Consider the following 21,559-nt stretch of genomic DNA (forward strand, 5'->3'; position numbering starts at 1 on the left):
ACAGCCGGCGCGCCAGCCCCTCGCCGCCACCGAAACATGTTCAGGAAATGGCGGAAGAATCAGCGCCCGGTCTGCGCCCGATGCAGCAATTTCTGATCTGCCAGCACCAGCGCCATCATCGCCTCCACCACGGGCGCGGCGCGGATGCCGACGCAGGGATCATGGCGCCCCTTTGTCCGGATCTCGGCCGCATGGCCCTCCCGATCGATCGTCTCGACATGGGTGAGGATCGACGAGGTGGGCTTCAGCGCCACGCGCACCACCACCGGCTGCCCCGTCGCGATGCCGCCGGCGATGCCGCCCGCATGATTGGCGAGGAACACCGGCTTGCCTTCATTGCCCGGCCGCATCGGATCGGCGTTGGTTTCGCCCGTCAGCCGTGCCGCCTCGAAGCCGTCACCGATTTCCACGCCTTTCACCGCATTGATGCTCATCATCGCGGAGGCGAGCTCGCTGTCGAGCTTGGCATAAAGCGGCGCGCCCCAGCCGGCCGGCACGCCCTCCGCCACGCATTCCACGATCGCGCCCACGGAGGATCCCGCCTTGCGCGCATCGTCCACGATCTTTTCCCAGCGCAGCGCGGCGGCCGGATCCGGGCAGAAGAAGGGATTGGCGTCGATCGCGCCATCGTCGAAGGCCGCGCGGTCGATCGAATCCCCGCCCAGTTCCACCAGATAGGCACGGATCCGCACCTCCGGGATCGCCATGCGCGCCACGGCGCCCGCCGCCACCCGCGATGCCGTCTCCCGCGCGGAGGATCGTCCGCCGCCGCGATAGTCGCGAAAGCCATATTTCGCGTCATAGGCATAATCGGCATGGCCCGGCCGGTAGGCGAGCGCGACCTCCGAATAATCCTTTGAGCGCTGGTCGACATTCTCGATCATCAGGCTGATCGGCGTGCCGGTCGTCCTGCCATCGAACACGCCGGACAGGATGCGGACCTGATCCGGCTCCTGTCGCTGGGTGGTGAAGCGCGACGTGCCCGGCCGGCGCTTGTCGAGCCAGGGCTGGATATCGGCCTCGCTCAGCGTCAGACCCGGCGGGCAGCCATCGACGACGGCGCCGATCGCCGGCCCGTGGCTCTCGCCCCAGGTCGTGAAGCGGAACACCCGTCCGAATGTGTTGAAGCTCATGCGCCCTTGCCCAGCGCGGCGAAGGCCGGCGCGTGATGCGCCTCGCCCGCGCGCACCCGCGCCGGCTTGCCCAGCCACAGGGCCTGAAAGTTCGGCCCCGCATAGGCGGACGCGAAAGGCTTCGCGAGCGCGGCCTCGAAGCCGAACCGCCCGTAATAGCCCGTATCGCCCAGCACGAAGGCAAGACGCACCTCTGCATCCTCCAGTGCGGCCAGCCCCTGCTCGATCAGCCCGCTGCCGATGCCCACGTCGCGCAGCGATGCTGCGACCGCGACGGGCGCCAGTGCCGCGGCCGCGATCGGGGCGCCATCCGCGATAACCTTCATCCGGCTGAAGCAGACATGGCCCACGATCGCCTTGCCCTGCTCGGCCACCAGCGCGACGAGCACGTCGCCCGCCGCATCCAGGCTGGCCACCAGCCGCGCCTCCGCCGCCGTGGGAAAGCAGGCGAGATGGAGCGCGTGGATCGCCTCGATATCCTCGGGCTCCATCTCGCGAATGACGATCGACATCGGCCCTTTCCGTTATGCCAGCGCGATATCCGGCGCGTCCTCGGCCTTCATGCCGATCACGTTATAGCCGGCATCCACATGGTGGATCTCACCCGTCACGCCGCTCGCCAGATCGGAGAGAAGATAGACGCCCGCACCACCGACATCCTCGATCGTCACGTTGCGGCGGAGCGGCGAATTCAGCTCGTTCCACTTCAGGATGTAGCGGAAATCGCCGATGCCGCTCGCCGCCAGCGTCTTGATCGGGCCGGCGGAGATTGCATTCACGCGGATATTTTCGGGGCCGAGATCCATCGCCAGATATTTGACGCTGGTTTCCAGCGCTGCCTTGGCGACGCCCATCACGTTATAATGGGGCACCACCTTCTCGGCGCCATAATAGCTCAGCGTCAGGATCGATCCGCCATTCGGCATCATGGCCCGCGCGCGCTTGGTGACGGCCACGAAACTGTAGGCCGAGATGTTCATCGTCAGCGCGAAATTTTCGAGGCTGGTATCCACGAACAGGCCGCGCAGTTCGCTCTTGTCCGAAAAGCCGATCGCATGGACGACGAAGTCGATCGTCGGCCAGCGTTCCGCCAGCGTTGCGAAAGCGGCATCCAGCGCATCCATGTCGGATACGTCGCAATCGAAGGTGAAATCGGAGCCCAGCTCCGCCGCGAGCGGCTTCACCCGCTTGGCCAGCGCATCGCCCTGATAGCTGAAGGCAAGCTCCGCCCCCTGCGCGCGAAGCGCCTTGGCGATACCCCACGCCAAACTCTTGTCATTGGCGAGACCCATGATCAGGCCGCGCTTGCCTTCCATCAGACCGGCCATCATTCCTCCGTCGAACCCGTCTCTTCGCCGCCCCTTACGCCGCTTTCCGGCCTTTCCGCCAGCGCCGCGTTGAGTTGGGCACCGATCACCAGCCCGAGACCGACCAGCCAGAAGAAGATCAGGGCCACGATCACGCCCGCCAGGCTGCCATATGTGAGGCCGTAACCACCCACGAGCCGCAGGATGGCCGGCAGCGCCATCGTGACGAGCACCCACCAGCCGGCGGTGAAGGCAGCGCCCGGCCATTTGGGGCATCCCGCGCCGCGATAGCGGCTGGGCGTGAGCGCCACGAAGATCAGGTAGAGCGCCACGAACAGCGTGGCGAGCGGGGCGAGGCGGCCCCAGCCGATCCAGTTCACCAGATCGTGCGCCAGCGGGAAGAAGCGCGTGACGATCTCCTCCAGGCCGGTGAGCAGAAGCTGCGCGAGAAAGGCGAAGAATGTCAGCAGCACCGCGCCCACGATCAGCGCCGACGAGATCAGCCGGTGCCGCCAGAAGAGCGGGCGCGCGGTGACGCCATAGGCCCGGCGCAGGATATCGCGAATCGTCTCGATGAAATTGCCGGTCGTCCACAGGCCGATGAAGGCGCCGATCCAGAGCAAGGACCCCGTACGGCGGGTGAGGACATCGGTGATGATCGGGCGCAGCATCTCGCGCACGGCGCGCGGCAGCGTGCGCAGGAAGCTGTCGATCGCCACCGTTCCGTCCGGCCCCAGCCCCAGCAGATGTGCGAGCGCGGCCGTGACGATGAAGAAGGGAAAGAGCGAGATCAGCGCGAGATAGGCGAGGTTGCCCGCATGGATGAAGCCATCCGCCCAGACGCCCGCCAGCGTGCGCCGCACCACTTCATAAAGGCGCGCGCCAGGCCGCACGTGGACGAGCGAACGCTCCCAGCGGTTGGCGCGCTGTTCGGGCGATTCGGGGGCGATCGCCTTGTCCATCCCGCCCCCGTCCATCCTGCCCGAAGCCGCCCCTTCCGCCAGGCTATACGCCGAGATTCGCGCGCGGGTTCCTCTCGGCATCGCCCTTCCAGCCTTCGACGAAGGCCTTCAGCGCCGCGTCGTCGGCCGGCAGATCGATCATCAGCGTCACGAGCTGATCGCCGCGCGTGCCATCCCGCTTGTGGAAGCCGCGCCCCTTGAGGCGCAGCACCTTGCCCGAACTGGCACCGGCCGGAACGGAGAGCATCACGGCCCCCTCCACCGTGGGCACCTTCACGCGCGCGCCGCCGACAGCCTCGTCCAGCCGCACCGGCAGATCGATGCGCACATCATCCCCGTCGCGCCTGTAGAAGCGGTGGGGGCGAATCTCGATCGTCACCAGCGCATCGCCGGCCCCGCCCGGCCCCGCCTCGCCCTGCCCCGCCAGGCGCAGCGGGGATCCCGCGATCGCATCGGGCGTCAGCTTCAGGTCCACCGTCTTGCCGTTGCCCAGCGTGATGCGCTGCGGCTTCAGCGCCGCCGCTTCATCCAGATCGATGGCCAGGCGATAGGCGGCGTCCGCGCCCTTCTGCGGCCGGCCGCGTCCACCGAAGCCCGAAAATCCCCCAAATCCGCCGCGCTGCTGGCGTCCGCCCGCCGCCCCGGGGCCGCCGCCGCCAAACAGGCCTTCGAAGATATCGCCGAAATCGCCGCCCGACGTCTCGAATTCGAAGCCGCCGCCCGGGCGCCCGCGAAAGCCCCCCGCGCCCGCGCCGCCGCCGCCGCCATAGCCGAACGGGCTCTTCGGATTGCCGTTCTCGTCTATCTCGCCGCGATCATATTGGGCGCGCTTGTCCTTGTCGGAGAGCAGATCATACGCGCTCGTGACTTCCGAAAAGCGCGCGGCCGCGCCCGGATTGTCCTGATTGCGATCGGGATGCAGCTCCTTGGCGAGCTTGCGATAGGCTTTCTTGATCGCCGCCTCGTCGGCACCGCGCGAAAGCCCCAGGGTCGTATAAGGATCAGCCATTTCACCTCCACCTTCGCAGATGCGAAGCGGCTTCGCCATCGGCAAGAGGGCGAAACCGGCACCAACGGCCGCTTCCCGCGTTTCCCGCCCCGACTTTTATTCCGATCGGGACATTCGATGCGGCCCTATGCCTGCCCCAATTGCTCGCGACCCAATCATTTCGAGGTTCGCGTCTGCCCCAATTGCGCGTTCACGCTCGGCTATGATCCGGCGAGCGACCAGCTTCTGTTCCTGGGGGACGGTGCCACGACATGGCGGGATGCCGGCGGCCAGCCCCATGACGTGATCGTCTGCCAGAACAACAACGCCTTCCAGATCTGCAACTGGCTGGTGCCGGCGGTGGGCGATCAGCCGCTGTGCCAGGCCTGCAAGCATAACCGCACCATCCCCGATCTCACCGGGCCGGGCGTGCCGGAGCGCTGGGCCAAGATAGAGGCGGCCAAACGCCGCCTGTTTCACACGATCCTACACCTGAACCTGCCGTGCGAGACGGTGGCGGAAGCCGCCGGCAACGGCACGTCGCCCGGCCTGGCCTTCGATTTCCTCTACGATCCCGTAGGCGAGGAGACGGGCACGATCCGCATCACGACCGGCCACGAGGCCGGGCTGGTGACGCTCAACATCCTGGAGGCGGACGACGTGCAGCGCGAACAGATGCGCACCCGCCTCGGCGAACCCTATCGCACGCTGCTGGGCCATTTCCGCCACGAAGTGGGCCATTATTACTGGTCGCGCCTGATCGAGAACACGGCCGAGGCCGAGAATTTCCGCGCGCTCTTCGGCGACGAGCGGATCAGCTATGAGGAAGCCAAGCAAAAGCATTATGGCGACAGCGCCGCCGGCTGGACCACCGATTTCGTCTCCTCCTATGCGACGATGCATCCGTGGGAGGATTTCGCGGAAACCTTCGCGCATCTGATGCACATCATCGATACGCTGGCCACGATCGGCGGCTTCGGCATGCGGATGATGAACTGGCCCGGCTATGAAGAGCAGCCGGCCGTCGATTTCGATCCCTATCATGCCGAAACCGGCCAGCTGGTGGCCGAATGGGGGCCGTTCGCCTTCGCCCAGAATTCAATCAACCGATCGATGGGCCAGCCCGATCTCTATCCCTTCAATCTTTCGCCCACGATCATGGCCAAGCTGGATTATATCAACCGCCTGCTCCAGCGCGCGGGCCGGGGCGAGATCGCGCCCAGGCTGGACATGGCGGCCGCCTGAGCCGCTCCGCTACGCCAGAGGCTCCACGTCCACCGCGACGTCGATCTTCTGGCCGTTGCGGCCCACGAAAACGCCGTCGATCGGCGCGACATCGGCATAGTCCCGGCCGATCGCGGCAACGATATGATCGGGGCCCACCGTGCATCCGTTGGTGGGATCGAAGCCCAGCCAGCCGCGCGCGGGGCCGCACCACAATATCACCCAGGCGTGGGTGGCATCCGCACCCACCAGCCGCTCCTTGCCCGGGGGCGGGATAGTGCGCAGATAACCGGAGACATAGGCCGCCGCGAGCCCGGCCGAGCGCGCGCCGGAGATCATGATCTGCGCGAAATCCTGGCACACGCCGCGTCGCGCGGCGAAGGCTTCAGCGGGGCTCGTATCCAGCTCGGTCGCGCTGCCATCATATTTGAAGTTCGCCTGGATCGCGCGCGCCAGCGCGAGCCCGGCCTCCACCACGCCGCGCTCCGGTCGCAACTCTTCCGCGCACCAGGCGGCGATCTCCGGAAAGGCGGCGATCAGCGGGGATGGAAAGAGGAAGTTGGCCGGCGCGGTGCGGCCCAGATCGCGCTGCTCCCGCGCCAGGCGCGCGGCCTCCGCGATCGTCAGATCGTCCGCCTGCGGCGACGGCGCGATCCGATCGACCACGATCGTCGATCGGCTCTCGATCACCAGCGCGCTCGCGCGCTTGTCCAGCACGAAGCGTTCGCCCAGCACGCAATAGCCATTGTCGCGCCCGGGCAGCACCGTCGTCGATGGTTCGATCGTCAGCGCATAATCCTCCACCCGCTGGCCATCCCAGTCCACCGGGTGCAGGCGCAGGTTGCAGCGCGCGAAGCGCACGGGAAATTCATAGTCGAATCGGGTCAGGTGGCGGACGGCGTAACGCATCATTCGCCGTATCCGTTCAAGCCGCCCGCGTTCATGATCCCCACAGCCCTCATGCCAGCGTCATGCCGGCGGCGCGGATCGTTTCCGCGCCCTGGAGGAAATAGCGCCGCGCGATCGCGTCCGACAGGGATGAAAGCTTGTTCTCCACGCTCAGCAGCGCCGTTCGCGCCATCGCCTCGGCCCGCATCGTGGCGATGGAATAGCCAAGCTCCGTCGCGGCCGCGACCGGCTCCTCCTCGATCCCGTCGTCGCGCAGCGAAGGGAGCGCCGCCAGATGCTCGCGGATGCGATCGATCTGAAAGGCGATGCTGCGCGGATTATAGGGATCGAGCGCGACCAGATCACGCACCGGCACCAGGGCGAGGCCGGTCAGATAGCGCGCGCGATAGCTGATCTGGCTGTCGCACAGATCGAGCAACGTCGTCAGATCGTCCGATGTCGCCGTATCCGGCGCGAAATTGCGCACGAAGCGCGCGATCGTCAGCGATCGTTCGATGCGACGCCCCAGATCGTGGAAACGCCAGCCGGCATTGCGCCCCATATTCTCCGCCGCGAGGCCCGCCAGCGCGGCGAATCGATCCTGCAGGGTCGCGGCCCGCGCCAGCATCGCGCCGGCATCCTCGAATCCGGCCGTGGGCATCGGCAGATCGATGAGCCTCCACACGTCCGCCGCCAGCCGATCGCGAATCACCTCGGCAATCCCGTGCGCCGCCGAGAGGAGCGAGCGGACACTGGCGAGGCCCCTGCCGTCTAGCGCGGCCCCGGCAAGCTCGGCGAGGTCGCGGATCGAACCGCCTTCCTCCTCATCCTCCTGCGCATCCTCGTCCAGCGTGGCGGCGCCGGTGGAGATCAGCAGGGTCGCCAGCCGATCGAGCGTCATGGGCACCAGGCTCGCGCCGCCATCGGCATCGATCGTGCCGCCCAGCGTCGCGCGGACCAGCCGCAGCGTCGCGTCGCCACGCTCCAGATAGCGGCCGAGCCAGTAGAGATTGTCCGCCGCCCGGCTGGGCAAGGTGCCCGGATTGCGCCGCACCGCGACATGCTGCGGCATCAGCGAGACGGGCTCGACCTGCGTAAGCGAGACGACGCCGACGTCGGCGGAGAAGGCTCCCTCGCCCATCACGGTCGCGCGCACGTCCGAATCGTCGGCCAGCCGCGCGAAGCCGCCGGGCATCACCGACCAGCGCCCGCCCGCATCGCGCACCGCAAAGGCGCGCAGCGTGAAGGGCCGCGCCACCAGCTTGCCATTCTGCACGACCGGCATGGTCGAAAGCCGCACCACCTCGCGCCCGACATAATCCTGCGGGCGCCGGGCGATCTCCGCCTTCAGCGCATCGCGATCCGCCCAGTCCAGCGCGGCGCCCAGCGTCGGCCCGGCGGGCAGGCCGATCACCGGCTCGCCAAAGGCGGAGGCGACCAGCATGTCGTCGAGATTGTCGAGCATCTCGGCGCGCGGCCCATCCTGCCCGCACCACCAGGTGGCGATGTTGGGCAGCCTGAGATCCTCGCCCAGCAGGCGGCGCGACAGGATGGGCAGGAAGGCCGCCATCGCCGGCGCCTCGATCACGCCGACGCCGGGGGCATTGGCGATGATCGCGTTGCCACCGGCGATCACATCCATCAGCCCAGGCACGCCGATGCGCGAATTGGAATCGAACGAAAGCGGATCGAGGAATTTGGTGTCCATCCGCCGCCACAGCGCATCGACACGCTTCAGCCCCTCGATCGTGCGCACGAACAATTCGGTGCCGCGCACCGCCAGATCGTCGCCCTCCACGAGCAGGAAGCCGAGATAGCGCGCGAGATGCGCCTGTTCGGCATAGCTGGGATTGTAGCGACCGGGCGTGAGCAGGCCGATGCGCGGATCGGCACGCTTGCAGACAGCCGCGAGGCCAGCGCGAAAATCGGCGAAGAAAGGCGCCAGCCGCTGCACGTTGAGGCGCGTCTGCAACGGGCCCATGACGCGGCTCGCCGCCAGCCGGTTTTCCAGCGCATAGCCGGCACCCGCAGGCGCGCGGGCATGATCGGCCAGCACCCGCCACTCGCCATCCGGGCCGCGCCCGAGATCGACGGCATAGATTTGCAGCCTATGGCCGCCCGCCGGCTCCATCCCGATCATCGATCGCCAGAAGCTGCGGCTGCCCGTCACCAGCGGGGCGGGCAAACTGCCATCCGCGACAAGCCGGGCCGGCCCGTAAATGTCCGCCAGCACCGCCTCGATCAGGTTCGCGCGCTGGACGATGCCCTCGGCAATGCCACGCCATTCATCCTCGCCGATCAGCAGAGGCAGCGCCGCCGCCGGCCATGGCCGCTCGCGCGTGTCACCCGGCAGGCGGAAGGCGGTGCCCAGTTCGTCCACCTGCCGGCCGATCCGGTCCTGCAGGCGCTGGAGCCGGCCTTCCGTCAGCGTCGCCACGCCATCGAACAGATAATGCCACCAGCGGCCGCCGCGCCCCATGTCGCCGCGCACCACATCGCCCGCATCCGCCTGCGCGACATAGGCGTCCAGCCAGCCCTGCCCCCACGAGGGCATGCCCGGCAGCTGCGCCATGTTCGTCCCCCCGGACGTCATCTCGCGCTCAACTCCCCGTCACAGGCCGGCCGGCCGGCGCAGATCGAGCGTCATCGGGAATTCGCCCGATCGCTCCTCGGCCGGCATCGCCACCGCGCCGGGCGTGTGGCCCTGCTCCTCGAAGCGCGCCTTGCGCCGTGCCTCGGCCTCGTAATCGTTGATCGGCACGCCATCATAGCTGCGCCCGCCCGGATGGCCGACATGATAGACACAGCCGCCCAGCGAACGGCCATTCCACATATCCAGCACGTCGAAGGTCAGCGGCGCATCCACCGGCAGGCGGGGATGCAGGCAATTGGCCGGGGCCCACGCCTTGTAGCGCACGCCGCCGACGGCCTCACCCGGCGTGCCCGTCGCCGTCATCGGCACGCGCCGGGCATTGCACGCGATGATGTGGCGGCCGGGTGTAAGGCCCGTGGCGCGCACCTGCAGCCGCTCCGTCGAGCTGTCGACATAACGCACCGTGCCGCCGATCGCGCCCGTTTCGCCCAGTACGGGCCAGGGTTCCAGCGCGTGGGACACTTCCAGCGTCACGCCACCCGCCACGATGCTGCCATGCACCGGGAAGCGGAACTGGCGCTGCGCCTCGAACCAGCTGGGATCGAAATCATAGCCCGCGCCGCGCAGATCCGAGAGCACCTCGAGGAAATCGGCCCACACGAAATGGCCGAGCATGAAGCGATCGTGCAGCGTCGTGCCCCACCGCACGAGGCCGCCCGCCTGCGGCTCCCGCCAGAACCAGGCGACCATCGCGCGCAGCAGCAATTGCTGCGCGAGGCTCATCTTGGGCTCCGGTGGCATCTCGAAGCCCCGGAATTCGACGAGGCCGAGGCGGCCGGTCGGGCCATCCGGCGAGAAGAGCTTGTCGATGCAGATTTCGGTGCGATGCGTGTTGCCCGTCACATCGACGAGCAGATTGCGGAACAGCCGATCCACCACCCAGGCCTGCGGCGTCTCGCCCCCGGACAGAGGATTGGGCACCTGCGCCAGCGCCACTTCCAGTTCGTACAGCCCGTCATGCCGGGCCTCGTCGATACGCGGCGCCTGGCTCGTCGGCCCGATGAAGAGACCCGAGAAAAGATAGGAGAGCGCCGGGTGGCGCTGCCAATAAAGCACGAAGCTCTTCAGCATGTCCGGCCGGCGGATGAAGGGCGAATCCAGCACCGATCGGCCGCCCAGCACCAGATGGTTGCCGCCGCCCGTGCCCACCGATCGCCCGTCGATCAGGAATTTGTCGGCCGTCAGCCCGATCTCGCGCGCCATGTCGTAGAGGGCGCTCGTGAGATCCACCGTCTCATCCCAGGTGGCGGTGGGCTGGACATTGACCTCGATCACGCCGGGATCGGGCGTCACCTTCAGCACCTGCAGGCGCGGATCGGGTGGCGGGGCATAACCTTCCACGCGGATCGGAATCCGCGTCGCCTCCGCCGTCGCCTCGATCGCGGCAATCAGCGCCAGATAATCCTCGAGCTGCTCGGTCGGCGGCAGAAACACCGCGAGATAGCCTTCGCGCGGTTCCACGGTGACGGCGGTGCGCACCGCGCCCGCGATCATCACCTGCTCCACCCGCTCCTGCGCCGCCGGCCCTTCGCTGGCGACGGTTTCGGATCGCTGGTCGCGTACGGCACCGGCCGTCTCGTCAGCCGCAAGCGGCCTCGCCCGGAAATCAGGCAGCGGCGACACCGGCTCGGTCGTGTCGCGGATATGGTGATAGGGATAATCCGCCTTGGATACGAACGGCAGGGATCCCAGCGGCAGGCGATAGCCGACCGCGCTGTCGCCGGGCACGAGGAACAGCTTGCCCCGCCGCACGCGCCACTGTTCGCTGCGCCAGCGGCGTGGCTCCGGCGCATTCGCCGCCTGCCACGCCTGGATGGGCAGCACATAGCCCACCGGCCGGGCAAGGCCGCGCTCGAACGCGCGCACCATTCGTGCCCGTGCCTCCGGATCCTCGATCTCCGGATCGGTCGGCACGGTATTGTCGGGAAGCTCGGCTTCCTTCAGCGACCATTCGACCGGATCCTCATAGGCCGCCTGCACATAATCAGCGGGCACGTCGAGGAAGGCCGCCATGCCTTGCAGGAAGCGCTCGGCCGCATCCGCATCCAGCGCGGCCGCGCCCTCCACGGCCTCGGCCAGCAGGCTCGTATCCCGCCATACCGGCACGCCATCCGCGCGCCAGTATACCGAATATCCCCAGCGCGGCAGGCTTTCGCCCGGATACCATTTGCCCTGGCCGTGATGGATCAGGCCGCCGGGCGCGAATCTGTCGCGCATCCGGCGAATCAGCTTGTCCGCATAGCCCGCCTTGGTCGGTCCGACGGCGGCCGCATTCCATTCGGGGGCCTCGGGATCGCTGGCGGCCAGGAAGGTGGGCTCGCCGCCGGTCGTCAGCCGCACATCCTGCGCGGCCAGATCGGCATCCACCTTGCGGCCCAGCGTATCCAGCGCCTGCCAGCGCGCATCGGTGAAGGGCTTGGTGATGCGCACCGCCTCGGCGATGCGCTGCACATCCATGGCGAAGCCGAAATCGGCATGAGCCGGCTCCAGCAGCGCGCCCTCGATCGGCGTGGCGGAGCGATAATGGGGCGTGGCGCACAGCGGGATATGCCCTTCGCCCGCGAACAGGCCGGACGTGGGATCCATGCCCACCCAGCCCGCGCCCGGCACATAGGCCTCGGCCCAGGCGTGCAGGTCGCACACATCCTGCGAAACGCCCTTCGGCCCCTCGACGGCGACCACGTCCGGCGTCAGCTGGATCGAATAGCCGGAAACGAAGCGCGCGGCGAAGCCCAGCCGGCGCAGCAGATTCACCAGCAACCAGGAGGAATCGCGGCACGATCCCGTGCCGATCGACAGCGTTTCCTCGGGCGTCTGCACGCCCGGCTCCATGCGGATCACATAGCCCACCGCCTCGTTCACGGCACGGTTCAGCTCGACGAGGAAGTCGATCGTCCCCATTTCCACCGTTTCGAAGCGCCGGAACAGCGCCTCGAACAGTTCGCCCGTCCCCTCGCATTCGAAATAGGCCGAAAGATCGTTGGCGAGATCGGGCGCATAGGCGAAGGGCCGCCCGGTCGCATATTCCTCGACGAAGAAGTCGAACGGATTGATGACCGCCAGATCCGCGATCAGGTCGACGGTCACGCGGAATTCGCAGGTCGGCTCCGGAATCACGATCCGCGCCAGCCAGTTGCCGTGCGGATCCTGCTGCCAGTTGATGAAATGCTGCTCCGGCAGGATTTTCAGCGAATAATTGGGAACGTCCGTCCGGCTGTGCGGCGCCGGGCGGAGGCGGATCGTCTGCGGCCCGAGCATGACCGGCCGATCATAGCGGTAGGACGTCAGATGATGGAGCGCAGCCTGTATCACGCTCGCGCTTGCAGCACGACGCGCCTTCCGGAGCAAGCGGGTAGGCGCGTCAATCCGCCAGCATTGCGATCAAAGCGGGGCTCAGATGCTCGCGAAAGGCATTGTCCTCACGCGTGAGGATCCGCGCCGCCAGGCCGCGCTCGGCCGCCAGCGCAAGACCGCGCGCCGGCCCCAGCGCGGTCAGGGCGGTCGCCCAGCCATCCGCCTCCATCGCGGTGCGATGGATCACGCTGACGGACACGACATGGAGTGGCAGGGGCCGGCCGGTGCCGGGATCGATCGTGTGCGCGCCGCGCCGGTAATCGCCCGATGTGGCCACGGCCTGCCCGTGAAGCGCCAGATGCAGCGGCGGCAGATCCGCGCCCGGGGGCACCTCCAGCGCCACCCACCAGGGCTCGCCATCCGGCCGGATGCCCCGCCCGACCAGCTCTCCGCCAATCTCCACCAGTGCGTGGGCAATGCCGTGCGATGCGATCACCCCGGCCACCGCATCCACCGCGAAGCCCTTGGCGATGCCCGACAGATCGAGCCACAGCCCCCCCGGCTGGCGAAGGCGGCGCGCGGCGGGATCGAACGAGAGACGCCCCCAGCCGGCATCGGCATGCGCCGCCGCGAGATCGTCGCCCTCCGGCACGCTGGCGCCATAGCCCAGCAGCGCGGCGGCCCGGCCCAGCGTGGGATCGAAGGCGCCGCCGCTTTCTTCCGCGATCCGCAGCGCGCAGGCGATGACGGTCGCGAAATCGGGGGGAAGATTTGCCCAGCCCCCGCCCGGGAGCCGATTGAAGCGCGACAGATGCGATGCCGGCTCCCACTGGCTCATCTCGGCGATGATCTCGCCGAGCCGCGCGACGATCGCGGCACGCAGCGGGCCGGGATGGAAAGCAGGCGGGCAGGCGAACCGCGCCCGCCAACCCGTGCCCATCGTCTCGCCCGCGAGATCGACGATCCGTGCCGCCGGGTCGCGCATCGCCAGCGCTTCGGCCGAGAGATGTGATGGAAGGGCGACGCGCGCCTCGGCGCCGCCCCGATCCCGGCCCGTCAGGGCGTCGCCACCTCGATCGTCGCCGAATAGCTCATGCGCCGCTTCTGCGCCTTGGGCTCGGATGGATGCTCGTCCTCCGCCGCCGCGCCGACCCAGAACATGCCCGCCATCGGCCACTTGATCGCGACGATGCCGTCCGCGCCGGTCGCCAGTTCCATCGCGCCCGTATCCTCGCGATAGCGATCGCCACCGGGGATGACCGTGATCTTCACGCCCGCCGCCGGCTTGCCATCGATCAGAAAACGGAAACGCGACGTTTCGCCGGAAGCCGCCTCGTTCGGATGCGTGACGGGCTCCATCTCCAGTGCCTTGCCGGCCGGCTTGAACACCGTGGTGGTGGGCTCACCCTGCGTCACGAAGGTCTCGACCGAATTGACGATCTCGGTCAGCTTGATGTCGGTCGCTTCCGCCGGAATGTCGGCCAGCGCGATCGGCGGAAGCCGGCGCGGACCGCCCTCGCCGCCCGGTCCACCGGGACCACCCGGCCCTCCCGGTCCGCCAGGACCGCCCGCACCACCACCGGGCCGGCCACCTTCAGGCCCGCCACCCGGGCCACCCGGCCCACCGGCACCCGACGGCGGACCGCCCCGTCCACCGACACGGCGCTCCTCGCCGTTCAGCTTCAGCGTGCCCATCACCATCGATTGCTGGCTCGCGACCTTCCACGTCCCCGATTGCTCGAGCTTGACGTCGAAGGCGGAGCGCAGCCGGCCGGAGAAGGTTGCCGTCGGCTTCGCCTCGGTGCCGTCCGGCTTCCAGATCCTGATGCCGTCGATGCCAATCGGGCGATGATCGAAGAAGAAGACATGCTCCGATCCGGCCGCGTCGAACGTCACGAAATTGTTGCTGCCGGAGAAGAGCGTGCCCGAGGGCATGATCCAGGGATGATCCGCCAGAGCCGCCGTGGGCAGCAGCGCGGCAGCCGCCAGCAGCGGCGCGAGGAAGCGCGCGCGCATCACTTGGCCGCCACCGTGACGGCGCCCAGCTCCGTCTTGCCCGAAGCCCGGCCGCTGCCGTTCGGCACCGTGATCGGCACGCTCACGAGTTCGCGCCCGCCGCCCTCGCGCGCGGCCTCGACGTTGAGCACGTAATTGCCCGGCGCGATGCCGGCGGGAAGCGGGATGGTGTAGGTGCCCGGCGCCTTGGTCGCGCCGCTCACGCCATCAACCGGGAGCTTCAGGCTGCGGCCGCTCTTGCGCCACCAGGATCGCAGATCCGCCAGCCACTTGTGGCCCGGCTCCGCCCCGCCCTTCTTGATATCGTACCAGGCGAAAAGGCTGCGTGCGGCGCCACCGCCGGCAGGCTCGATCCAGCCCGCCACATAGGGACGGTGATATTCGGCCACGGCGATGCGGGGAATGGTGATGCTGATGGTTCCGGCGGTGGCCGGCGCGGCGACGACGCCGCCGATCAGCGCGAAGGAGGAGAGACGCATGGGATCAAATTCCTCAGTGGATGAAGATGAGGGCGACGATAAGCGGCACCGCGACGCCGAGGCCGACGAGTGGCCACGTCTTCTTGCGATGCTTGGCGTGGAACTGGAGCAGCAGCAGGCCGGTGCCCGTGAACAGGATGGCGGCGGCGGCGAAGGCATCGATGAACAGCCGCCAGCCGAGCCCCGTATTGCGCCCCTTGTGGAGATCGTTGAACAGCGAGATCAGGCCCTGCCGGGTCACTTCCGAACTGATCGCCCCGGTGGCGCGATCCACGCTGACCCAGGCATCGCCGCCGGGACGCGGCATCGCGACATAGACCTCGCCATCGCTCCATTCGCCCGCGCGGCCGGCGGGATCGAGACCGATCTGCGCGGACACGGCCTCCGCCACGGCGGGCGGCATCGGCGCCCCTTCCGCCGGCGTGGCCTTCAGAAGGCGCAGCAGCGAGGGCGGCAACGTGCCCGATTTCTGCACGACCTGCGGATGCGCGGGAATCACGTTCGAGTGATTCAGCGTCACGCCGGTCAGCGCGAACATCAGCATGCCGACCAGCGACACGGCCGCGCTGATCCAGTGCCACGTATGGAGCTGCTTCAACCACCAGCCACGCGTGATGCGCCGCTTCTTGACGGGGACGGATTTCGGGAGGGGAGGACTAGCGTTCACAGGCGCCGCCGGTAGCGCGAATGATTCGCATCCGCAATGCCTATTGAGAATCGTTCGCACATTCGGTGGCGCGCCGGGCTTTGGCGCCCTCGTCGGCGTGCGGTCATCGATCCAGCCATATGAAGTTTTCCTGCGCTTATTGCCCTCTGTAGATCCGCCGAGCGGCTCCCTTTATTTCAGCGGTGAAGGAATCCGGCTCATCGCCGGCCGAATACCGTGAATCATCGACATCCCCGATCGGCGAGGATAGCCTTTTCCGATGCGTGAGGCCCGACCTGTCCGATCGATGCGACAGCATGCTATGTTGCTCGCCGGACTCGCGCTTTTCCTGCGAATCCTGATCCCGTCCGGCTGGATGCCTGCCTCCGATCGGATCGGTCTCATGCCCTGCTTCGGCATGGCGCCGGTCGAAACGACGATGGTGAGCCATGGCAGCCATCATGGCGCGCCGCACCATCAGGATCATGATGGCGAAAAGGGCGACAAGCCCTGTGCCTTCGCGGGCTTCGCCTGCGCGCTGGCCGAGCCTGCCGATACCACCCATGCCCCTGCGCCGCTGTTCGCGGCGCGGACCCCGTCGCCAGCCACCCTGGCCACCACCATGATCGGCGCAGGCCTCGCGGCTCCCCCGCCGCCCCAGACAGGCCCGCCCCTCACCGCCTGATCGACCATGCCGCCTGCGCCCGCAGGCGGCGCTCGCGCGGCTCGGGCCGCGCGCCTTCCGGACCACGCGGCCCCCGCCGCGACCGATCAGGATCATGCCATGCCATTTCTCGATCGCGCCGCTCACCGCGCGCATCCCTCAGCCAATATCGCCCGTCTGACCATCGGCAGGCCCCTATATGCGCGCTGATCTCTATCGCACCGTCTGGCGCTGGCATTTCTATGCCGGCCTGCTGGTGCTGCCCTTCCTCGGCTGGCTCGCCGTCACGGGCGCGCTCTATCTCTACAAGGGCGAGATAGAGCGCGGCTTCTACGCCAGCTGGATGGTGGCCAGCCCGCACGATGGGCCGCCGACGATCGCGCCGATGATCGCGCGGGTCGGCCGCGAAACGGGCGGCACCGTCACCCAGATCGTGAAGCCGGCCGCGACAGGCGAGGCATGGCGGGCGAGCCTGCGCCTGGCCGATGGCACCCGACGGATGGCTTTCGTCGATCCCGCCGACGGCCATGTGCTGGGCATCACCCGCCCCGGCGGCGTGATGGGCCTCGTCAAGGATCTCCACAGCCTGGCCATCACCGGGCCGATCGGCAATGCACTGATCGAAATCGCGGCGGGCTGGGCTATCATCCTCGTGCTGACCGGCCTCTATCTGTGGTGGCCGCGCGGCAACCATCCGGCGATCGGCCTGCGCGGCCAGCCGAGGCAGCGCATCTTCTGGCGCGATCTCCATGCCTCGCTGGGGCTGCTCGCGGGCGGGATCGTGCTGTTCCTGGCGATCACCGGCATGCCGTGGAGCGGCGTCTGGGGCCAATCGGTGCAGGGCTGGGTGACCAGCCACGATCTGGGCAGACCCCGGGCGCCGGGCGGTGGCGGAGACCATGCCGGCCACGAGGGCATGACCTCCATGCCATGGGCCACGCAGCGCATGGTGATGCCGATGGAGCATATGGCCAGGGCCGATATCGGGCCGGATCGCGCGATCCGCGCGGCGGAGGCGGCGGGCCTTGCCGGCCCGTGGACGCTCACGCTGCCCACCGCCATGGGCAAGCCCTATCTCTTTTCCGCCACGGCAGGGCCAGCCGAGGAGGAGCGCACACTGTATGTTGCGGCCGGTGACGGCCGCATCCTGCAGGATACGCCCTTCATCCGGTATGGCGCGGGCGCGCGCTGGATCGACTGGGGCGTGCAGACGCATCAGGGGCTGGAATATGGCGAGCCCAACAGGCTCGTGATGCTCGGCGGCTGCATCGCCTTGCTGCTGCTCGTGGCCAGCGCGCCGGTCATGTGGTGGAAGCGGCGACCGGCGGGGCGAATCGGCGCACCGCCGCGCCCACAGACGGCGACGCGCGGGCTGCTCGGCATCATGCTGGTGGGCGGCGCGCTCTTTCCGCTGACGGGGCTGACGATGGTCGCGGCGCTGCTGATCGATGTGGGGCTGCGCCGCGCGACCCGGAGGGGATCGATACCCGCACCCGCCTGAGGCCCGGCCCACGCCACTCGCCCGATGGCGATAGTCGCCCGTTTGGGACGATTTCGGGGATTTTCGCGTTGCTACGCCCGGCTGCTGCCGTCATCCCCGGCGCATGTCATGGCTTCGTCGCTATCACGATTGGGCGTTCGCGCTGGAATCCTGGATGGGCAGCGATACCGTGCCGCACATCTGTGCCGGGCTGGGCCTGTGGCTGATCGGGGCACTGATCCTGCGAAAGCCGCTGCGCGATCCCTGGTCGCTGCTGGGGGTGATCCTCGCCGAGGCAGCCAATGAGGCATGCGACTATATCGTCGGCATGGGCTGGAGCCTGGGCGACACGCTGCACGACATTGCGTGGACGCTCTTCTGGCCGATCGTGATCCAGCAGTTTCTGGCGCGATCCCGGCGTTAGGATATGATCCGGCCCGGCCGAAGCCTCATCGGCTGGACGTGATGCCCTGCGAGCCAGGGCGGCGAAGCGCATCGGCGGACCGCGCCAGCAGCGCCCGATTCTGATCGCGGACCGTCTCCTGCACGCGCCAGCGCGCGCGGCGATAGCCGTTCAGCGCGCAGAGCACGCCCGGCCAGAAGAGGGTGGTGAACGTATCGCCGATCGTGTCGGACCAGCGCCAGCTATCCCAATAGAGGCGGTCCATCACCTCATTGCCCAGCTGAAGCGCCACCACGACCTGGAAAGCGATGGGCGAGGCACGCCGGGTGCGCAGGGCCACCTGCGCCAGCACGTAGATGCCCAGCCCCACATAGGTGTGGACGAGCTTGTCGGAGCCCGCCAGTTGCACGATGCTCCCGGTGAGCGCCACATAATCGGAGACGAGATCCATGCCCCCCGCCTAAAGCGGCGCGGTTAATATTATCTCTTCCGGTGGCGATTCCCGCGAACTTTTATCGCAATTTCGCGGCGGCCCGATCGATGACGACCGGGCCCGCCATCACTTTCCGATGCCCACGTAGCGCAGGCCCGCTTTCTCCGCCTCGGCCGGCGGATAGACGTTGCGCAGATCGACGAGCAGCGGTTCGGCCAGGAGCGAGGCGATCCGCGAGAGATCCAGCGCGCGGAACGCATCCCATTCGGTGACGATCACGAGCGCGGCCGCATCCTTGGCGGCATCATAAGGGCCATCGACATATTCGACGTTCGTCAGCACCTTTTCGGCCTGCTCGCGGCCCTCGGGATCATAGGCACGGATCGTGGCGCCGGCATCCTGAAGCGTCTGGATGATGGCGATGGCGGGCGAATCGCGCATGTCATCCGTATTCGGCTTGAAGGTCAGGCCGAGGATGCCGATCGTCTTGCCCTTGATGTCGCCGCCGGCCGCCTTGATGACCTTGCGGCCCATGGCGCGCTTGCGCTGATCGTTGGCGGTGACGACCGCCTCCACGATGCGCAGCGGCGATTCATAATCCTGCGCGGTCTTCAGCAGCGCCAGCGTATCCTTCGGGAAGCAGGAGCCGCCATAGCCCGGCCCGGCATGGAGGAACTTGCGCCCGATGCGATTATCCAGGCCGATGCCGCGCGCCACTTCCTGCACATCCGCACCCGCCACTTCGCAGAGATCGGCGATCTCGTTGATGAAGGTGATCTTGGTCGCCAGGAAGGCATTGGCCGCATATTTGATGATCTCGGCCGTGCGGCGGCGCGTGAAGAGCACCGGGGCCGACTGGTTGAGCGAAAGCGGGCGATAGATCTGCGCCAGCACCTCGCGCGCGAACTCATCCTCCACGCCGCACACGACGCGATCGGGCCGCTTGAAATCGTCGATCGCGGCGCCCTCGCGCAGGAATTCCGGATTGGAGGCGACCTTGATGCCCTTGTCCGGCCCGACTTCGCCCACGATCCGCTCCACCTCGTCGCCGGTGCCGACCGGCACGGTCGACTTGGTGACGATCACGGCCGGCCCGGTCAGCGCTTCCACCACTTCGCGCACGGCGCCAAAGACATAGGAGAGATCGGCATGGCCGTCGCCGCGCCGGGAAGGCGTGCCGACGGCGATGAACACGGCATCGGCACCGGCGACGCCAGCGGCGAGATCGGTGGTGAAGGAAAGGCGGCCGGCCTTCACGTTGGTCGCCACCAGCGCGTCTAGGCCGGGCTCGTAGATCGGCATCACATTGCGTTCGAGCGCCTCGATCTTCGAGGCATCCTTGTCGACGCAGACCACCTCATGCCCGAAATCGGAGAAGCAAGCCCCCGAAACGAGGCCCACATAGCCCGTGCCGATCATCGTGATGCGCATTGTACCCCCGAAATTTCTTGCGGTGCAGCATCCCTAGTCATTTCGGAGGGCAAGCGGAAGCGATCCCGTCATTCGTTTGACCCAACGAAGCACGGCGGTTCGGCGCAAGAGCGGCTGGCGGCCTGCGGCAGCGGCGCGAAAGCGCTGGCCGATCGGGTTCGCGCCCGCTCGGCCGGACGGCGGCGAGACGTCAGCGCTCGCGGCCGCTCCGCCAGAGCGACTGGCTGATCGGCTCGATCAGATAGCTCAGCAGGGTCCGCTTGCGCAGGGGCACGAGGATCTGCGCCGGCAGGCCCGGCCGCAGGCTGAGCCCGGGATCCGCGCTCTTGAGCCGCGCGAACGTATCGGCCGGCACGGTCACTTCACCGGTATAATAACGCGCGCCCGTGCGTTCATCCACGAAGCTGTCCGCCGAAAGCCGGGTGATCTTGCCCTCGAATACCGGCAGCCCGCGCCCGTGCAGGCTGGGAAAGCGCACCTCGGCCGTCTGCCCAACCGCCAGATCCGAAGCGTCGTTGGGCGAGATCATCGGCTCGATCACCAGCGGCGTCGCATCCGGCACCACCTCCAGGATCTTCTGCCCCGGCGTGATGACGGCGCCCACGGTGAACACCGAAAGCCCCACCACCTGGCCCGAAGCCGGCGCGCGAACGCGCGTCGATTCCAGCTGGGTGCGCGCGGCATGCCAGCGGGGCAGCGCCTCGTTCAGCGCCGATTCGCTCTTCTGGAGATCGTCGGCAATCTGCTGCAGGCGCTGCGAATCGATCGACAGGGCCTGCATCCGCGTCTCGCCGATCTGCTGGCGCGTCGCGGCGCCCGAAGCGGCGAGATTGGCGGTATCGCCGCCAAGCTGCGCCTCGGCGCGCTCCAGCTCGCGGACGCGATTGACGCTCGCAAAGCCCTTGGTGGCCAGTTCGCGCATGCCCTTCAGCTGATCGCCGAACAATTCGCTCTGGCGGCGCGTGGAGGCGATCTGCTGATCGATCCCGCTCGCCTTAGTGGAAAGCTGCGCGGCCTGCTGGTGCAGCACGCTCTTCTGCGCGGAAAGCGCCTGCATGCGCGCGGCCATCTCGCCGCGCTGGACCCGCATCGCATCCTCCGCCAGCTGGCGATCCGGGCCCGAAAGCGATGCGAACTCCACGGGCGCCGCAAAGGTGCTGGCGCCCTGGCGCTCGGCCAGCAGGCGGGCATGTTCGGCCTGAAGCCCGATCGCCTGCGAGGCGAGCGCGCGCTCGGCGGCCGCGACTTCGGCGCCCGCCAGCTCGACCAATATGTCGCCCGCCTTCACGCGCTGGCCTTCGCGCACATGCAGCGCGGAAACGACGCCGCCATCGCGATGCTGGACGACGCGGCGGCTGCCCGAAACCTTGATCGTCCCTTCCGCCTGGGCGGCCGAATCCATCCGCACCAGGCTCGCGAAACCGAGGAAGACCCCGAAGAAGAGGATGACGACCAGCCAGCCGAAACGCGTTTCGCGCGGCAGATCCAGATCGTGATCGGCCAGCGGCGCGATGGCGGTGCCGGCCTTGAGCGTGATGATATCGGCGGACATGATGGG

19 protein-coding genes are annotated in these 21,559 nt (G+C 68.1%); 4 read left to right on the plus strand and 15 right to left on the minus strand.

The genetic code is table 11. From position 1 onward, the window contains the following. Positions 1–59 precede the first annotated feature (59 nt). Genes aroC through DI605_RS20105 form a run of 5 tightly spaced genes read right to left on the minus strand, consistent with a single transcriptional unit; the run spans position 60 to position 4,411 of the window. On the minus strand, positions 60–1,133 hold the full coding sequence (gene aroC, locus DI605_RS20085; protein ID WP_293977348.1) for a chorismate synthase: 1,074 nt from the start codon (positions 1,131–1,133) through the stop codon (positions 60–62). Then, the gene (locus DI605_RS20090; RefSeq protein ID WP_293977350.1) at positions 1,130–1,645 is read right to left on the minus strand and encodes a GNAT family N-acetyltransferase; all 516 of its coding nucleotides are present in this window, start codon (positions 1,643–1,645) and stop codon (positions 1,130–1,132) included. Before DI605_RS20090 ends, aroC begins: the two co-directional genes overlap by 4 nt. A 12-nt stretch (positions 1,646–1,657) precedes the next feature. After that, complete coding sequence (fabI, locus tag DI605_RS20095; RefSeq protein WP_293977352.1) at positions 1,658–2,461, minus strand: enoyl-ACP reductase FabI; 804 nt, start codon at positions 2,459–2,461, stop codon at positions 1,658–1,660. Continuing rightward, entirely contained in the window at positions 2,461–3,402 is a 942-nt protein-coding gene (locus tag DI605_RS20100; RefSeq protein WP_293977353.1) for a YihY/virulence factor BrkB family protein, read from the minus strand. Before DI605_RS20100 ends, fabI begins: the two co-directional genes overlap by 1 nt. Positions 3,403–3,445: 43 nt before the next feature. Continuing rightward, positions 3,446–4,411, minus strand: a complete 966-nt coding sequence (locus DI605_RS20105) for a DnaJ C-terminal domain-containing protein (protein WP_293977355.1) — start codon at positions 4,409–4,411, stop codon at positions 3,446–3,448. A 117-nt stretch (positions 4,412–4,528) separates the two neighbouring features. Here DI605_RS20105 and DI605_RS20110 point away from each other — a divergent pair, with 117 nt between their 5' ends. After that, positions 4,529–5,635 (plus strand): putative zinc-binding metallopeptidase, encoded by a 1,107-nt coding sequence (locus tag DI605_RS20110; protein ID WP_293977357.1) that lies wholly within the window; start codon positions 4,529–4,531, stop codon positions 5,633–5,635. Between the two features lie 9 nt (positions 5,636–5,644). On the opposite strand, the gene DI605_RS20115 is transcribed toward DI605_RS20110, so the two are convergent. The 7 genes from DI605_RS20115 to DI605_RS20145 all read right to left on the minus strand — a co-directional run bounded on the left by DI605_RS20115 (position 5,645) and on the right by DI605_RS20145 (position 15,611). Continuing rightward, positions 5,645–6,523: a transglutaminase family protein gene (locus DI605_RS20115; RefSeq protein WP_293977395.1), complete on the minus strand. Its 879-nt coding sequence runs from the start codon at positions 6,521–6,523 to the stop codon at positions 5,645–5,647. Positions 6,524–6,572: 49 nt separating this feature from the next. Beyond that, the gene (locus DI605_RS20120; protein ID WP_293977359.1) at positions 6,573–9,074 is read right to left on the minus strand and encodes a circularly permuted type 2 ATP-grasp protein; all 2,502 of its coding nucleotides are present in this window, start codon (positions 9,072–9,074) and stop codon (positions 6,573–6,575) included. A gap of 39 nt (positions 9,075–9,113) precedes the next feature. Then, the gene (locus DI605_RS20125) at positions 9,114–12,467 is read right to left on the minus strand and encodes a DUF2126 domain-containing protein (RefSeq protein WP_293977361.1); all 3,354 of its coding nucleotides are present in this window, start codon (positions 12,465–12,467) and stop codon (positions 9,114–9,116) included. A 49-nt stretch (positions 12,468–12,516) separates the two neighbouring features. Further along, the gene (locus DI605_RS20130; RefSeq protein ID WP_293977363.1) at positions 12,517–13,434 is read right to left on the minus strand and encodes an FAD:protein FMN transferase; all 918 of its coding nucleotides are present in this window, start codon (positions 13,432–13,434) and stop codon (positions 12,517–12,519) included. A 71-nt stretch (positions 13,435–13,505) separates the two neighbouring features. After that, the gene (locus DI605_RS20135) at positions 13,506–14,465 is read right to left on the minus strand and encodes a DUF4198 domain-containing protein (protein ID WP_293977365.1); all 960 of its coding nucleotides are present in this window, start codon (positions 14,463–14,465) and stop codon (positions 13,506–13,508) included. Beyond that, positions 14,465–14,944, minus strand: a complete 480-nt coding sequence (locus DI605_RS20140) for a DUF2271 domain-containing protein (protein ID WP_293977367.1) — start codon at positions 14,942–14,944, stop codon at positions 14,465–14,467. The genes DI605_RS20135 and DI605_RS20140 overlap by 1 nt, the downstream gene beginning before the upstream one ends. Before the next feature lie 13 nt (positions 14,945–14,957). Then, positions 14,958–15,611 carry a PepSY-associated TM helix domain-containing protein gene (locus DI605_RS20145; RefSeq protein ID WP_293977369.1) on the minus strand — a complete coding sequence of 218 codons (654 nt, stop codon included), beginning with the start codon at positions 15,609–15,611 and terminating at the stop codon, positions 14,958–14,960. A 301-nt stretch (positions 15,612–15,912) separates the two neighbouring features. Between DI605_RS20145 and DI605_RS20150 the strand changes: the two genes are divergently transcribed. From DI605_RS20150 to DI605_RS20160, 3 genes are all read left to right on the plus strand, one after another. Continuing rightward, on the plus strand, positions 15,913–16,275 hold the full coding sequence (locus DI605_RS20150; protein WP_293977371.1) for a hypothetical protein: 363 nt from the start codon (positions 15,913–15,915) through the stop codon (positions 16,273–16,275). 178 nt (positions 16,276–16,453) lie between these two features. Then, the gene (locus tag DI605_RS20155; protein ID WP_293977373.1) at positions 16,454–17,755 is read left to right on the plus strand and encodes a PepSY domain-containing protein; all 1,302 of its coding nucleotides are present in this window, start codon (positions 16,454–16,456) and stop codon (positions 17,753–17,755) included. A gap of 103 nt (positions 17,756–17,858) precedes the next feature. Then, positions 17,859–18,158: a hypothetical protein gene (locus DI605_RS20160; RefSeq protein WP_293977375.1), complete on the plus strand. Its 300-nt coding sequence runs from the start codon at positions 17,859–17,861 to the stop codon at positions 18,156–18,158. A gap of 25 nt (positions 18,159–18,183) precedes the next feature. On the opposite strand, the gene DI605_RS20165 is transcribed toward DI605_RS20160, so the two are convergent. From DI605_RS20165 to DI605_RS20175, 3 genes are all read right to left on the minus strand, one after another. Next, entirely contained in the window at positions 18,184–18,588 is a 405-nt protein-coding gene (locus tag DI605_RS20165) for a hypothetical protein (RefSeq protein ID WP_293977377.1), read from the minus strand. A gap of 108 nt (positions 18,589–18,696) precedes the next feature. Next, positions 18,697–20,001 carry a UDP-glucose/GDP-mannose dehydrogenase family protein gene (locus tag DI605_RS20170; RefSeq protein ID WP_293977379.1) on the minus strand — a complete coding sequence of 435 codons (1,305 nt, stop codon included), beginning with the start codon at positions 19,999–20,001 and terminating at the stop codon, positions 18,697–18,699. A 190-nt stretch (positions 20,002–20,191) separates the two neighbouring features. Beyond that, complete coding sequence (locus DI605_RS20175; RefSeq protein ID WP_293977381.1) at positions 20,192–21,553, minus strand: HlyD family type I secretion periplasmic adaptor subunit; 1,362 nt, start codon at positions 21,551–21,553, stop codon at positions 20,192–20,194. Positions 21,554–21,559 lie beyond the last annotated feature (6 nt).

It is taken from the genome of Sphingomonas sp., assembly GCF_003248515.1.
Taxonomy (GTDB): domain Bacteria; phylum Pseudomonadota; class Alphaproteobacteria; order Sphingomonadales; family Sphingomonadaceae; genus Sphingomonas_I.

What these genes read in the sequence shown, in the direction of transcription:
- DI605_RS20150 (WP_293977371.1), top strand. Translation starts at nt 15,913, where the DNA reads ATGTTGCTCGCCGGACTCGCGCTTTTCCTGCGAATCCTGATCCCGTCC.
- DI605_RS20170 (WP_293977379.1), bottom strand. Translation starts at nt 20,001, where the DNA reads ATGCGCATCACGATGATCGGCACGGGCTATGTGGGCCTCGTTTCGGGG.
- aroC (WP_293977348.1), bottom strand. Translation starts at nt 1,133, where the DNA reads ATGAGCTTCAACACATTCGGACGGGTGTTCCGCTTCACGACCTGGGGC.
- DI605_RS20140 (WP_293977367.1), bottom strand. Translation starts at nt 14,944, where the DNA reads ATGCGTCTCTCCTCCTTCGCGCTGATCGGCGGCGTCGTCGCCGCGCCG.
- DI605_RS20155 (WP_293977373.1), top strand. Translation starts at nt 16,454, where the DNA reads ATGCGCGCTGATCTCTATCGCACCGTCTGGCGCTGGCATTTCTATGCC.
- DI605_RS20175 (WP_293977381.1), bottom strand. Translation starts at nt 21,553, where the DNA reads ATGTCCGCCGATATCATCACGCTCAAGGCCGGCACCGCCATCGCGCCG.
- DI605_RS20165 (WP_293977377.1), bottom strand. Translation starts at nt 18,588, where the DNA reads ATGGATCTCGTCTCCGATTATGTGGCGCTCACCGGGAGCATCGTGCAA.
- DI605_RS20115 (WP_293977395.1), bottom strand. Translation starts at nt 6,523, where the DNA reads ATGCGTTACGCCGTCCGCCACCTGACCCGATTCGACTATGAATTTCCC.
- DI605_RS20120 (WP_293977359.1), bottom strand. Translation starts at nt 9,074, where the DNA reads ATGGCGCAGCTGCCGGGCATGCCCTCGTGGGGGCAGGGCTGGCTGGAC.
- DI605_RS20090 (WP_293977350.1), bottom strand. Translation starts at nt 1,645, where the DNA reads ATGTCGATCGTCATTCGCGAGATGGAGCCCGAGGATATCGAGGCGATC.
- fabI (WP_293977352.1), bottom strand. Translation starts at nt 2,461, where the DNA reads ATGGCCGGTCTGATGGAAGGCAAGCGCGGCCTGATCATGGGTCTCGCC.
- DI605_RS20110 (WP_293977357.1), top strand. Translation starts at nt 4,529, where the DNA reads ATGCGGCCCTATGCCTGCCCCAATTGCTCGCGACCCAATCATTTCGAG.
- DI605_RS20135 (WP_293977365.1), bottom strand. Translation starts at nt 14,465, where the DNA reads ATGCGCGCGCGCTTCCTCGCGCCGCTGCTGGCGGCTGCCGCGCTGCTG.
- DI605_RS20105 (WP_293977355.1), bottom strand. Translation starts at nt 4,411, where the DNA reads ATGGCTGATCCTTATACGACCCTGGGGCTTTCGCGCGGTGCCGACGAG.
- DI605_RS20100 (WP_293977353.1), bottom strand. Translation starts at nt 3,402, where the DNA reads ATGGACAAGGCGATCGCCCCCGAATCGCCCGAACAGCGCGCCAACCGC.
- DI605_RS20160 (WP_293977375.1), top strand. Translation starts at nt 17,859, where the DNA reads ATGTCATGGCTTCGTCGCTATCACGATTGGGCGTTCGCGCTGGAATCC.
- DI605_RS20130 (WP_293977363.1), bottom strand. Translation starts at nt 13,434, where the DNA reads ATGCGCGACCCGGCGGCACGGATCGTCGATCTCGCGGGCGAGACGATG.